At 56.0% G+C, this 12,870-nt stretch carries 12 protein-coding genes; 3 read left to right on the top strand and 9 right to left on the bottom strand.

Features of this window, described 5'->3' with window-relative positions; all coding sequences use genetic code 11:
• Positions 1 to 40 precede the first annotated feature (40 nt).
• Positions 41 to 997, top strand: coding sequence for a 2-hydroxyacid dehydrogenase (locus TH4_RS06750; protein WP_064780391.1), 957 nt, complete (start codon positions 41 to 43; stop codon positions 995 to 997).
• 76 nt (positions 998 to 1,073) lie between these two features.
• Here TH4_RS06750 and TH4_RS06745 read toward each other — a convergent pair whose 3' ends face one another.
• Positions 1,074 to 3,623, bottom strand: a complete 2,550-nt coding sequence (locus TH4_RS06745) for a sensor histidine kinase (protein WP_064780503.1) — start codon at positions 3,621 to 3,623, stop codon at positions 1,074 to 1,076.
• Positions 3,624 to 3,896: 273 nt separating this feature from the next.
• Between TH4_RS06745 and TH4_RS06740 the strand changes: the two genes are divergently transcribed.
• Positions 3,897 to 5,153, top strand: coding sequence for an HD domain-containing protein (locus tag TH4_RS06740; RefSeq protein WP_209272090.1), 1,257 nt, complete (start codon positions 3,897 to 3,899; stop codon positions 5,151 to 5,153).
• Between the two features lie 12 nt (positions 5,154 to 5,165).
• Here the strand turns inward: TH4_RS06740 and TH4_RS06735 are convergent, their stop codons facing one another.
• On the bottom strand, positions 5,166 to 5,495 hold the full coding sequence (locus TH4_RS06735) for a DHCW motif cupin fold protein (protein WP_064780390.1): 330 nt from the start codon (positions 5,493 to 5,495) through the stop codon (positions 5,166 to 5,168).
• Positions 5,496 to 5,693: 198 nt separating this feature from the next.
• Between TH4_RS06735 and TH4_RS06730 the strand changes: the two genes are divergently transcribed.
• Positions 5,694 to 6,629: a DUF294 nucleotidyltransferase-like domain-containing protein gene (locus TH4_RS06730; protein WP_008889061.1), complete on the top strand. Its 936-nt coding sequence runs from the start codon at positions 5,694 to 5,696 to the stop codon at positions 6,627 to 6,629.
• A 25-nt stretch (positions 6,630 to 6,654) separates the two neighbouring features.
• Here the strand turns inward: TH4_RS06730 and TH4_RS06725 are convergent, their stop codons facing one another.
• From TH4_RS06725 to TH4_RS06695, 7 genes are all read right to left on the bottom strand, one after another.
• Complete coding sequence (locus TH4_RS06725; protein WP_064780501.1) at positions 6,655 to 7,035, bottom strand: 5-carboxymethyl-2-hydroxymuconate Delta-isomerase; 381 nt, start codon at positions 7,033 to 7,035, stop codon at positions 6,655 to 6,657.
• Positions 7,036 to 7,164: 129 nt separating this feature from the next.
• Positions 7,165 to 8,460, bottom strand: a complete 1,296-nt coding sequence (gene ahcY / locus TH4_RS06720; RefSeq protein WP_008889059.1) for an adenosylhomocysteinase — start codon at positions 8,458 to 8,460, stop codon at positions 7,165 to 7,167.
• A 305-nt stretch (positions 8,461 to 8,765) separates the two neighbouring features.
• Positions 8,766 to 10,562: a phosphoenolpyruvate--protein phosphotransferase gene (ptsP, locus tag TH4_RS06715; RefSeq protein WP_051007567.1), complete on the bottom strand. Its 1,797-nt coding sequence runs from the start codon at positions 10,560 to 10,562 to the stop codon at positions 8,766 to 8,768.
• 79 nt (positions 10,563 to 10,641) lie between these two features.
• Positions 10,642 to 10,917 (bottom strand): HPr family phosphocarrier protein, encoded by a 276-nt coding sequence (locus TH4_RS06710; protein ID WP_008889057.1) that lies wholly within the window; start codon positions 10,915 to 10,917, stop codon positions 10,642 to 10,644.
• Positions 10,918 to 10,981: 64 nt separating this feature from the next.
• Positions 10,982 to 11,386, bottom strand: coding sequence for a PTS sugar transporter subunit IIA (locus tag TH4_RS06705; RefSeq protein WP_008889056.1), 405 nt, complete (start codon positions 11,384 to 11,386; stop codon positions 10,982 to 10,984).
• A 17-nt stretch (positions 11,387 to 11,403) separates the two neighbouring features.
• Positions 11,404 to 12,336 carry an RNase adapter RapZ gene (gene rapZ, locus TH4_RS06700; protein WP_008889055.1) on the bottom strand — a complete coding sequence of 311 codons (933 nt, stop codon included), beginning with the start codon at positions 12,334 to 12,336 and terminating at the stop codon, positions 11,404 to 11,406.
• A 16-nt stretch (positions 12,337 to 12,352) separates the two neighbouring features.
• The gene (locus tag TH4_RS06695) at positions 12,353 to 12,793 is read right to left on the bottom strand and encodes an HPr kinase/phosphorylase (RefSeq protein WP_064780389.1); all 441 of its coding nucleotides are present in this window, start codon (positions 12,791 to 12,793) and stop codon (positions 12,353 to 12,355) included.
• Positions 12,794 to 12,870 lie beyond the last annotated feature (77 nt).

The raw sequence follows: 12,870 nt of genomic DNA, 5'->3' as shown, positions 1-12,870 counted from the left end.
GAAAACTTAAAAACAAAATCGCTTCAGGGAGAAACCCACCATGAAACCTGTTCTTGCTGTCACCCGCCGATTGCCCGATGCCGTCGCCAAGCGTGCGGCTGAAAGTTATGACATCCGCACCCAGGAAGATGACGATCCCCTGACCCGTGCTGAAATCCTCGCCCTCTGTCATGGCGCGGATGCCGCCCTTGTTTCGGTCGGCGATCCGATTGATGCCGAGTTTTTCGACCATCTTTCCGACAGTGTAAAAATCGTCGCCACCTTCTCGGTCGGGACCGATCATATTGATCTGGCAGCCGCCCGGAAAAAGGGCGTGATCATCGGCAACACCCCCGGCGTTCTGACCGATGCCACCGCCGATATCGCCTGGCTTCTGATCCTGGGTGCCGCCCGTCGCGCCAGCGAGGGGGAGGCAGAAGTCCGCAACGCCACCTGGTCAAGCTGGCGTCCGACCCATCTGATGGGAACGCAAGTCACCGGCAAGAAACTGGGCATCGTTGGCATGGGCCGCATTGGTCAGGCGGTTGCCAAACGCGCCCGCGGGTTTGACATGGACATCCATTATTACAACCGCCGCCAATTGCCCGCCGATCAGGAAATGGGTGCGACCTATCACGACAGTATCGAGGGGCTTTTGCCCCATTGTGATTTCCTGTCGCTGCATTGCCCGTCAACGCCCGAAACGCGCGGCATGGTCAATGAAGACTTCATTGCCAAGCTGCCCGATGGCGCGATCATCGTGAACACCGCGCGCGGCGATGTCGTCAATGATCAGGACCTGATTGCTGCCCTGAAATCCGGCAAACTGACCGCGGCGGGCCTCGATGTTTTTGCCGGGGAGCCGAATATCGAACCGGCCTATCGCGATCTTGCCAACACCTTCCTGCTGCCGCATCTGGGATCAGCCACAGTTGAAACCCGCAACGCCATGGGCTTCCGCGCACTTGATAACATTGATGCCTTTGTTGCCGGTAAGGACGTGCCGTTTACGGTCTGATCAACCATGATCACCCCATCAAAGCAAAAGGCGCCATCTGGCGCCTTTTTCGTATCTGTCTGACGGGTCTGCGGCCTTAGCCGAGATCGCTTTCCTCGCCCGCGGGCAGGATACAGGCGATCTTGCGGCCATCGCGGCTGATCTTCACCCGTCCGCCATGGATTTCGACCACCGCGCGAACCATTGCCATGCCAAGGGCCCTGCGGGCCGATGGGGACTCGCCTTCGCGCAGGCCTTCAAACAGCATCGGTTGCGGGGCTTCGTCCGACAGCGAGATCGAGATTTCGATATCTTCGCCACTGCGCTTTGCCACCACGGAAACCTCGCTGCCTTCGGGTGCTGTGCGCAGCACATTGGTCACCAGAATGAACAAGGCCTGTTTCAGGCGGCGTTCATCGGCCACCATCCAGCCGATCTGGCGCGAACAGTAAAGACGTAGCGACACGTTCAGTTCCGCCAAGCGCGCCCGCGTCAAAGCTTCGAGTGAGCGCAGCAAACGCCGTGGGTCGACGGTATCAAGTTCAAGGGCGACCTGCCCCGATCCAAGGGTGGCCAGATCGCGCATGTCATCGACAAGTGCTAGCATGCTTTGCGCCTCGGTCCGGATGGTTTCAACCGAGCGCGCCACATTGCCGGTCAGATGCGGGATCAATCGATCAGACTCGCCATTGATGTGATCAAGCGGCTTGGTCAGTTCGCGCGATACGGTGGAAATGAAGTCGGACTTCATCTGGTCGGCGGTGCGCAGTGCCTCGTTACGTTCACGCAGCGCACGTTCAACCCGGATGGTGTCCGTCACATCGATATAGGACATCATCACTGCCCCGTCAGGCAGCGGCACAATGGCAAAATCAACAATCGAATTATCGGCCCGTTCCAACCGGCCATTCATCGGTTCATGGTTGGTGATGCGCGCGACCATGCGGTTTTTAAACTTTTCCCAATCGTCGCGTTCGCGCCAATACTCCTTGGATTTCTCGACCACATCGCCCAGATGCGGCGCAACATCAAGGAAGGTGCTTTCAAGCCCCCAAAGATCGGCAAAGCCATGGTTATAAAGCCGCAACCGGCCATCACCACTGATCACGCCGACCGCTTCATGCAGGCTTTCAAGCGTTTCACGCTGTACTGCGATCAGGGTGTTGTACGAACTTTCCAGAACCAGCTTGTCGGTGACATCCTCATAGACAAACATCAGCCCGCCAAACGGATGGGGCGAGATGAAGCGACGCAACGTCATGCCATTTGGCAGATGCATCAGGTCTTCTTCAGGTTTCAGAAGGTCCGTGAAACGCTGGTTTTCGGTATTGCGGAACTGCGTGAAATCGGTGACTTCGGGCAGTTTGCGTTCATCGCGCAGACGCCGCAAAACATCATCATGGGTCGGCTCGGTCCAAAGCCATTCGTCATCAAGATCCCAAAGCTTGGTAAACGCGGTGTTAAAGAAAATAAGCCCCTTATCGCCGCCATACACCGCAATCGCCGTACCCAGGTTTTCAAGCACCTCGGCATGGGCGCGGATGTGGCGCGACAGATCGGATTGCAGTTCCTCGACCGGGGTGCAATCAATCGCAAAGCCGATCAGGCCGTCGGGCTCGTTCGCCGCCCCGCCCGGCATTTCGGTAATGCGCAGCAATTTGCGGTCGCCGCGAATGACAACATGGAAATCGCGGGTCAGGCTTTCATTATTGCGCTGAACCGATGCCGCTAGTGATCGCCCGTGATCGGGAATCACCCCCGCACCAATTTCGGCCTGTGCGGCCAGGGCATCTTCGATGGTTTGATATTCGACCGCATCGGCATAGGCGATGTTGCAATCAATCAGTCGCAGTTCGCTATCGCGGCGCCAGACCGGGAAGGGCAGGCTATCAAGTAACTGACGCAGACCCGATACTTCATGTTTAAGAAGCTGGAAATCGCCAAACTGGTTTTCGCGTTCGCGCGAATGGCGGGTTTCATCGCGGAACCACAAACCATGCGCTAATACATCCGATGACCGATCCTTGCGCGCGGCCATGCCGGTGACGTGGAATTTGCGCTCATCGACGGTGGTAATCCACAGCTCAAACCGGTCATGCCCGGTCTTGAGGTTCCGGACCCGTTCCTTCAGTGCTGCGGCATCTTCATCGCGCAACAGATCCAGCAGATCGGGAAAACGGCCATCCTGACCCAGCTGGAAGGCCCGCTTTAACGATGGACTGGCCCCCTCGGCAAAGCCATGACTGCTCCAATAGTAAACCGGGTCGGGTCCGGCGAATAAAAGCTGGGTGAAAAGCTCTGTCTCGCCGGCCAGTTCGTGTTCGTGATCTTCGACTTCTTCAAGGTGACGGCGCATGCGCAGCGACAGCCGCCAACCAACCCAACCAGCAATCGCCGCACCACCAACGGCCGCCAAGCCAACCACCAGCCAGTCGCGGTCACTCAGGCCCGCCAGGCTTCCGAAAATCGTCGCACCAATGCCATCGGCCTGGGCCACATTGGGAGTCGCGCCCTCCGCTGCATTTGTCGCGGTATTGAGGCGAAATTTTTCCTGGGCCTGCACACTTACCGACAGACCAAACGTGGCAACCATCGCACCCGCGCCGCGCCAAAAGGCCGGGCGCGCCAAATCAGACAGTCTGCGCATGATCGCCACTGTCTTTTTGCCTGCGCAGAGCTGTGTGGATGCCTGTTCGGATGCTCGCCGTGTCACGTGTTGTTAACCGTTTGTGTTTATGAGCTATTATTATGGTGAAAACGCCGTGCTTTTACCACCGTTTCACATCATTACGGCAACAGGCTTGTCTGGTGGCGTATTTCATGGCGAAATCCTGCGGAAAAACCGCAATGACATGGCCGGTGATTCCGTTTATGTCTGCGGGACACACATTCTCAACTGAGCGCATCAACCATTCCTAAAATGAGCCCAAAACCGCAGCTAGACCTTTTTGCCCAGCGCGCAGAGCCCAAGCAGGCCGCGCCACAAAAGGACTCTGCCGTGCTCAAGGCGGCGGCAAAACCGGCACCCGAAATCGGTGATCTGTTTGATACCAATTTCAATGCCGATGACATTGCCGAATGGGAACTGCTGTTTCGCGATGTGCCGCAATATAACTACCATTTCAAACGCGCCCAGATCGCCTCGGCCTTTGATCGGCCGTTGCACAAAAAACTGATCGCATCCCCCGCCTTTGAGCGGTTGCGCGAAATCTCGTTTCTGGGTGCCATCGATTATCTGTTCCACCCCAACGGACGCCCGGCCAATATCCGTCATTCGCGCTATGACCACACGATTGGCGTCGCATTGCTGTCGCAACGCTATTGCCGTTTGATGGGGCTGTCTGATGCCGATTGCGACCTTCTGGGTGCAGCCGCCCTGTTGCATGACATCGGCCATGGGCCGTTTTCCCATACGCTGGAACCGGAATTCGCAAGGCGTTTTAACCGCAACCACCATCAGCTGACCAACCAGATCATCACCGGCGAGGTGGATCTCGATCTGTCGGTCAATCATTTGCTGGTCAAGCATGGTGTCGATCCGGATGAAGTGATCGCGCTTCTGTCCAAGAAGTCCGATCACCCGCATGCCGCCCTGTTTTCCGGCCCGGTCAATATCGACACGCTTGAGGGCATCAGCCGCACCAAGACGTATGTCCATCCCAACCATGTGCATTGCCACCCGCGCCTGTTGCTTGAGGCGGCGGTGAAACTCGATGCAGATTCGCTGAAACGTCTCGATAAGTTCTGGCAGTTGAAAGAAGACATCTATCGCAATTTCATCTTTGGTCCGATGTGCTTTGCCACCGACCATCTGTGCCGCGAATTCGTTGTCAAAAATGCGCCGGACTTTGCCGCCGATGACTTCCTGCTGACCGAAAAGGCGTTCTTGAACAGCCATCCGCCGTTCAAGAAATTCCTGCATAGTCTCAAAAACCGGATCGAGCTTGATGGTGTTGCCGATGTTGTCGATCATCAACTCAGCGCATCGGCCAGCAGCTTTGACCTGCACGAGGCCAAGGTGCCGCGTCGTGAATTTCACATCAACAAGGATGTCGAAGTCCGCTGCTTTGCCGATCTGTCAAAACGCTATTACGAGGAAAAGCATTCCTTCCTGCGGCGCGTTGGCAGCCTGACCGATCCGGCACAGCAGGCCGCCGCCGCCAGCCTGTTTGATTAAGGCAGAACCTTTTTAATCAACGACAAAAAGGGTCGCGCCGGTTTCGGTTGAGGAACGGTGTGCCTCTGCGTTGTCTGCCACCTGATAGCTCATACCCGGTTTCAGGACATAGGTCCGGCCATCCTCAAGCTCGGTCACCAGTTCGCCTTCAAGACACAACAGAATGTGTCCCTTGGAACACCAGTGATCTGCCAGATACCCGGGGGTATATTGCACCATCCGCACACGGATCGGGCCAAAGTGGCGGGTACGCCAGGTCGCCATGCCGGTTTCACCGGTGTGTTCGGTCGGTTCAATCGCAGACCAGTCGGTTGTGCCGAACGGCAGATCGGAAATGTCCATGATGGGAAAACTTTCGTGGTCAAGGGGGACGCAGAAGGTTCAAGATATTGAACAGGCGGGAAAAAATATCTGCCGTGCCCATAAAACTGTCAATCAGCTTAATTGGACAGTGCCATATCAGTTAAACGTGGTTTTAATCTTTAACCATTAGGCAGATACTCGGATATCAACGAGTCGCACCAAGAGGCTGTCCCGATCTTGTTACCGCAAACCATCGCAACCAATCAGCACTACTCGGCCACCCGTCTGGCCGAGATGCGCGATGCATTGGGTAAAAGCCTGTCGGGCGATACATTTTGCGTGGTGGTAACCGGGTCCTATGGGCGGCATGAAGCATCCGATCAATCCGATCTGGATTACTTCATCATTGGCCGCGAAGCCGAACGCAGTCAGGCCCCGCACCAACAGGTCGCAGACATCCTTGGCAAGATGGTGACCAAGAAACCGGCGGTAAACGGCCCGTTTTCGTCCTATATCACCGCCGAGGAACTGGTAAATCGCATCGGGCTTGATGGCGATACCAATTCAATCACCACACGTCGGCTGTTGTTCCTGCTGGAATGTGAGTGGCTGTATAACGAGGCGGGGAAACGCAAGTTTTTCGACGATCTGATCGCCAATTATGTCACCAGTTCGGTAACACGTGATTCCATTGCGCGTTTTCTGGTCAATGACGTGATCCGCTATTACCGCACCATCAGCGTCGATTTTGAAATCAAGACCCGCGAAGGCGATGCGAGCAAGGCCTGGGCACCCCGGCGGCTGAAACTGGTTTTCTCGCGCAAGATGCTTTATTTCGGCGGCATTATCGCAGCGGCCGAAACCGCAGGCCGGGATTATGCCGGCAAACGCGAAAAACTGTCCGAACTTTTACAGCTGCCACCGATTACACGGCTGCAAACCGTGTTTGGCGAGAAAAGCCTGCCGGCACTCGAACTTTATGACCGCTTCCTGCGCGAACTTTCCGATCCGGAAGTACGCGCGCGCCTTGATGGCGTTGGGCCACACGATCGCAATGATACGGAATTGCGGTCCCTGCTTGATGCCGGCAAGGGCTTTTCACGGGAACTGATCAAACTGCTTAATGATCGTTATGGCCCGGATCATCCAATCCACGAAGCGCTTTTGATGTAATCAGCCGCTAAACGTGGTGGCGCAATCAGGCCGCGCGGGGACCATCGGTGACATGCTTGAAATAGTTTTCCCGATCAAGGTCATGGACCTCGACGGTGAATTGCACCTGATAATCGCCAACCAGCCATTCCAGCCGATCAATCAGGGCTGCAAGGGCGGCCTCGCCCGTGGCGAATTTCACCGCATTGATCCGGCCTGACAGTAACCGGATATCAAGATGGACCATGGCGTTTTTCGGATCACCATCGCCAATCACGACATTTTCCAGCGGCGTAATCCGGGTCTTGAAAGAACTCAGTTCCGCATCGGCCTCGCGGGCGATGACGTAATGCAGATCAACCGCCAGCTTGGACAATTCATCCTTGATGGGCAGTTGGGCAGAATATTCGATTTCAAGCTGGGGCATGGCTGTCATCCGTCTGACAAGATTAAAATGCTTCTAACAACTTGCTTTGTATCTGGACACCAAAAAAGCCGGTCTGAATAAACAGACCGGCTTTGATGCAAATCGGCAGCTGCCAATTAGTAGCGCCAATTAATAGCGGTAGTGATCCGGCTTGAACGGACCAGCCTGCGGAACGCCGATATATTCGGCCTGTTCGGACGACAGCTTGGTCAGTTTCACGCCAAGACGATCAAGGTGCAGGGCCGCAACTTTCTCATCAAGGTGTTTCGGCAGGACGTAAACCTTGTTTTCGTAGTTCGCGTGGTTTTTCCACAGCTCGATCTGGGCCAGCACCTGGTTGGTGAAGGATGCCGACATAACAAAGCTCGGGTGACCGGTTGCGCAACCAAGGTTAACCAGACGGCCTTCGGCCAGAACGATCAGACGTTTGCCATCCGGGAATTCGACTTCGTCGACCTGCGGCTTGACGTTGTCCCACTTGTAGTTACGCAGCGAACCGATCTGGATTTCAGAATCGAAGTGACCGATGTTGCAGACGATTGCGCGGTCTTTCATCGCACGCATGTGGTCAAGCGTGATGATGTCGATGTTACCGGTGGTGGTGACGAAGATGTCACCAACCGGGGCTGCATCTTCCATGGTGGTGACTTCGTAACCTTCCATCGCGGCCTGCAATGCGCAGATCGGATCAATTTCGGTTACGAGAACGCGTGCGCCCTGGCTGCGCATCGACGCGGCCGAACCTTTACCCACGTCACCGAAACCGGCAACAACGGCGATCTTGCCGGCAACCATGACGTCGGTTGCGCGCTTGATGCCATCAACAAGGCTCTCACGGCAGCCATACAGGTTGTCGAATTTCGACTTGGTGACCGAGTCATTGACGTTGATCGCCGGGACCTTAAGCGTGCCTTTTTTCGCCATTTCATAGAGGCGATGCACACCGGTGGTGGTTTCTTCCGACAGACCTTTGATGTCTTCGAGAAGTTCCGGATACTTGTCGTGGATCAGCTGGGTAACGTCGCCGCCATCATCAAGGATCAGGTTCGGCTTCCAGCCGTTCGGACCGGAAATGGTCTGCTCGATGCACCACCAGAATTCTTCCTCGGTCTCGCCTTTCCAGGCAAATACCGGGATTTCAGCAGCCGCGATCGCCGCAGCAGCCTGATCCTGGGTGGAGAAGATGTTGCACGAAGACCAGCGAACTTCTGCGCCGAGTGCCGTCAGGGTTTCAATCAGAACTGCGGTCTGAATGGTCATGTGCAGGCAGCCGACTATGCGCGCGCCAGCAAGCGGCTTTGCCGCGCCATATTCATCGCGCAGCGCCATCAGGCCCGGCATTTCGGTTTCGGCAATCGCGATTTCCTTGCGGCCCCAACCGGCCAGCGAGATATCAGCGACCTTGTAATCGGTAAAGTTCGACATATCGTCTCCAATCAAACAGGAATGGCGCATCCGCATGGGATTTTCATCCTGCCGATACGCCGAAGAATTCTGTTGCGATCATTCCCCTGATCGCTATAGGCCACATATAAAGATATCTTTATATCGTTTTCAAGTCCTTTTTTGACGGAATTTGCATTCCAGGCAAAACCGAACCGGTTCAAAGATGCCCATGCCTTGAAATCCCGGCCTTTTTCGCGGCGGGAAACCAAGGATAAGCGCGGACAAAACTGTTCCCTATGTTGGGACAGATGCCGATCACAACAAGCTATGAGTAACGGGATTTTTCAGGCGAGATCGTTGAAGTCATCAAGCATCATGGCAATCCGGGCAGAATCCCATTGTTCCATGACGCGGTTGGCCTGATGTTCGGAATTGCGACTATCAAGGCGGCGCAAGCGTTGTTTGACCAGCAACAGATTTACCGGCGACATCGACAGATTGCGCAAACCAAATCCGATGAACAGCGGCACATAACGCGGATCACCGGCCATTTCACCACAAACGCTGACCGGAATATCGCGTTCGCGGGCCACCTTGATCACATCACGGATCAGGCGCAGCACAGCCGGATGCAGCGGATCAAACATGCCCGCCACCTGATCATCGGTGCGGTCAATCGCCAGGGTATATTGCGTCAGGTCGTTGGTGCCGATGGCAAAGAAATCACTGTCGCGCGCCAAGGTATCCGCCGCCAGCGCCGCGGCGGGAATTTCGATCATCGCACCAAGCGGCGGCAGGGTTTCGGGGATCGGATGGCCATCCTTGCGCAGGCGTTTTGCCACCGCCTCATAGATCTGACGGGCACGGGTCATTTCATGCACGTTGACCACCATCGGAAGCAACACCCGAACCGATCCATGCAGGGAGGCACGCAGGATGGCGGCAAACTGTGCTTCAAGCAATTCCGGCTTGCGCAATGATAGCCGTATGCCACGCAATCCAAGGGCCGGGTTGGGGCCTGATACGATTTCATCTTGAAGCGCGACGGCCAGTTTTTCACCACCGATATCAAGGGTTCGGATGGTGACCGGTTTGCCATCCATGCGTTTGACGATATCGGCAAGTTCTTCGTATTGCTCGTCCTCGTCGGGCAGATAGTCCTTGTTCATGAACATGAACTCGCTGCGCAGAAGCCCGATACCGGTCGCCCCGTTTTCAAGGGCGGCGGCAAGTTCGATCGGCAGTTCGATATTGGCATGCAGGTCAATATCAATGCCGTCACGCGTTGATGACGGCACATCGCGAAGGGATGCCAGCTTTTCGCGCGCCGCCAGCCAGTCAGCACGGCGTTGGGTATAATGTTCAATATCGGCATCGCTTGGCGACAGGATCACTTCACCGCGCCCGCCATCGATAATGATCTGATCGCCGCCAGCAACGCCGCGAACGATATCAGCAGCCCCCAAAACGGCCGGAATGCCAAGGGATCTCGCCATGATGGCGGTATGCCCCTCTGCCCCGCCAAGGGCGGTGACAAAGGCAGTCAGTTGGCCGGGTTCAAAGCGCGCCATATCGGCCGGACTGACATCCTCCGCAATCAGGATGGACCCCTGTGGGGCATTGTCCATTGCCCGGTCTGTCTCGCCGATCAGGCAGCGCATCAGACGCAGGCCCACCTCGCGAATGTCCGTGGCACGTGCCGCAAGATAGCTGTCTTCCATGCCCGAAAACTGTTCGGCAATCGCATCGATCACTTCGCTGACCGCATGCACGGCATTAAGCTTGCGCGAGACGATCAGTTCTTCAGCCCCGCGCACCAGACGCGATTGGGTCAGCATGTGGATATAGGCATCCATCAGGAAGCCAAGTTCCTCAGACGCGGCACTTTCGGCACTTGATGATTGGGATTTCAGGCGTTTGAGCTGATCAATGCTTTCGGCAACGCCATCATGAAGGCGTTTGCATTCGGCCTGCACGGCATCTTGGGAAATCGGCTTGCGGCTGACATGGACGATCTGGCGATCCAGAACAAAGGCGCGACCGATCACAATCCCGCCCGATGCGCCCAATCCGGTTATGACCCGGCGAACGCCCGAGTTATTTTCATCTGAAACAGTTTGGTCTGTCGGAGGAACTTGCAAGCCTTGTCTGCTACCAACTCGTTCTTGTTGTTTCCCGAAACTCAGACGCCCGCGGCCTCACATCGTGATCCGCGGGATCCTATTCTTCGTCGAACTTGGCATCGACCAGTTCGTTAAGCGCATCAATCGCCTGTTTGGCGTCCGGGCCGGTGGCCTCGACCTCGATCTCGGTGCCGATGGATGCGGCCAGCATCATCAAACCCATGATCGACACACCCGACACTTCGGTGCCACGGTTGCGCACCATGATGCTCGATTGAAATTCACCTGCCAGTTTAACAAATTTTGCAGCCGCCCGCGCGTGCAATCCGCGCTGGTTGCTGATTGTTAAAGTGCGTTTTTCCTTCTGCGCCATGTATGTCCCCGCAAGCCTGATGCACTGTCCCCGCGCATCCGGCCCTGTTCTTTTTGTGGCTGACTTATTCCTCGCCGCTCAGCAAACGCGACGCAACGTTGATGTATTTACGCCCCGCATCCTGGGCCGCATTGACCGTTTCGGCCAAGGTGCCGTCGATGCGAACAGATGCGAGTTTAATCAGCAAAGGTAAATTAACCCCTGCGATGACTTCGACATTTGCCTGTTCCATAATGGAAATCGCCAGATTGGACGGGGTCCCGCCAAACATGTCGGTCAAAAGGACAACACCTTTGCCGCTGTCGACCTTTTCGACACTGGCAAGAATATCTGCGCGGCGTTGTTCCATGTCGTCATCCGGTCCGATACAGACCGCTTCGACATTTTCCTGTTCGCCAACAACATGCTGCAAGGCAGATACGAACTCTTTCGCGAGATCGCCGTGGGTGACCAGCACCATCCCGATCATGCAGTTTTCTCCATTTTTCACTCCCCCGAGGTCGGCTCGTCCGGTTTGTCCCGATGGCTGAGATGTGTGTCATATCCCAGATCGGCAATCCAGTCATTGAGTAACCGCGCGATATAAACCGAACGATGTTGACCACCTGTGCACCCGACCGCAATGGTCAGATAGCTTTTACCTTCCTGCGCATAGCGCGGCAAAATCGGCTCCAGCATTGCCTTCAGGCGGTCGATAAACCCGGCGAAATCCGGGTCTTCTTCTATGTATTGCCCAACAGCCGCATTCATCCCGGTCATCAGGCGAAGCTCGGGATCATAATGCGGGTTGCGCAGAAAGCGAACGTCAAAAACAAGATCGGCTTCTGCTGGCACGCCCTGACGGAACGAAAAGCTGCGCACAAAGATCGCAAGGCCTTCGTTTTCGCCGATGTCGAACTGGTCTTGCAGGATCTTGCGAAGCTCGGCCGATTTCAGGCGCGATGTATCAATGCGCATATCCGCGGTCGCTGCAATCGGCGCCATCAGGCGTTTTTCGTGCTCGATCGCGTCAACCAGAGGCCGATCATGGCTGAGTGGATGCGGGCGTCTCGTTTCGGTAAATCGGCGCTGCAGGACCGTTGTGTCGGCATCGACATAGATCATCAACGGATCCATGCCGGTCTGTTTGCGCAGGCGACCGACAATCTCGACAAACTGATCAACGCCGAAATCACGGGTCCGGATATCAAGGCCGATGGCAATCGGCTGTTCCGGGCGACAATCGCCTGGCACCAGGGCGGACAGCATGCGCAGCGGCAGGTTATCGACCGCATCAAAGCCGAAATCTTCAAGAATCTTAAGGGTCGTCGTGCGCCCGGCACCGGATACCCCGGTCACAAGAACCAGTCCGCTTTTGCCATCAAACGCCCCCAGGGCCTTATTCTGGCTGTCCGAAGAATTCGCCGAAGTTTTCTGCAAGTCTGGGTCCTGTGGATTACGGTTCAAGTGTCATTCCACCCGTCGCGAGCGCCAAAGCTACTCCAATCTTTGCCTCGATGGCCAGATCGGATGCACATAATGTCCAACGCGGGATCGCAATGCCACAAATCTCTTCGAAATCGGGTTCGGGCATGCGTTCAACCATGTTTGGATCGGTGACCAGATCAATCAGAACCCGCACATCGCCTTCGGCTTTTTGCGGCAAACCGCGCACAACACCGATGCCGCGGACTTCGCACAATCCGGCAATTTGATCGGGTGCGCTGGCGATCAGGCGACCATCGCGCGCCACAAGGTCGGTTCGATCATCGGAAACAAGAAAGCCGCCCGCGTCGATCAGACGCAGCGAAAGCCCGGATTTTCCAGATCCGGAAGGCCCGCGCAACAGCACCGCATGGGCACCGATCCGGACACAATTTGCGTGAAGCTGGGACATAATGCAAAACGATGCTTGGCAGAGGTTGGCTTGTCAAACCCCAAAAGCCCGGGGCGTGATCCACTTAACCTCCCGCA

Source organism: Thalassospira tepidiphila MCCC 1A03514, assembly GCF_001662875.1.
Classification (GTDB): domain Bacteria; phylum Pseudomonadota; class Alphaproteobacteria; order Rhodospirillales; family Thalassospiraceae; genus Thalassospira; species Thalassospira tepidiphila.
This window is presented reverse-complemented; position numbering and strand designations above follow the sequence as displayed.

What these genes read in the sequence shown, in the direction of transcription:
- TH4_RS06750 (WP_064780391.1), top strand. Translation starts at nt 41, where the DNA reads ATGAAACCTGTTCTTGCTGTCACCCGCCGATTGCCCGATGCCGTCGCC.
- TH4_RS06745 (WP_064780503.1), bottom strand. Translation starts at nt 3,623, where the DNA reads ATGCGCAGACTGTCTGATTTGGCGCGCCCGGCCTTTTGGCGCGGCGCG.
- TH4_RS06740 (WP_209272090.1), top strand. Translation starts at nt 3,897, where the DNA reads ATGAGCCCAAAACCGCAGCTAGACCTTTTTGCCCAGCGCGCAGAGCCC.
- TH4_RS06735 (WP_064780390.1), bottom strand. Translation starts at nt 5,495, where the DNA reads ATGGACATTTCCGATCTGCCGTTCGGCACAACCGACTGGTCTGCGATT.
- TH4_RS06725 (WP_064780501.1), bottom strand. Translation starts at nt 7,035, where the DNA reads ATGCCCCAGCTTGAAATCGAATATTCTGCCCAACTGCCCATCAAGGAT.
- ahcY (WP_008889059.1), bottom strand. Translation starts at nt 8,460, where the DNA reads ATGTCGAACTTTACCGATTACAAGGTCGCTGATATCTCGCTGGCCGGT.
- TH4_RS06710 (WP_008889057.1), bottom strand. Translation starts at nt 10,917, where the DNA reads ATGGCGCAGAAGGAAAAACGCACTTTAACAATCAGCAACCAGCGCGGA.
- TH4_RS06705 (WP_008889056.1), bottom strand. Translation starts at nt 11,386, where the DNA reads ATGATCGGGATGGTGCTGGTCACCCACGGCGATCTCGCGAAAGAGTTC.
- TH4_RS06695 (WP_064780389.1), bottom strand. Translation starts at nt 12,793, where the DNA reads ATGTCCCAGCTTCACGCAAATTGTGTCCGGATCGGTGCCCATGCGGTG.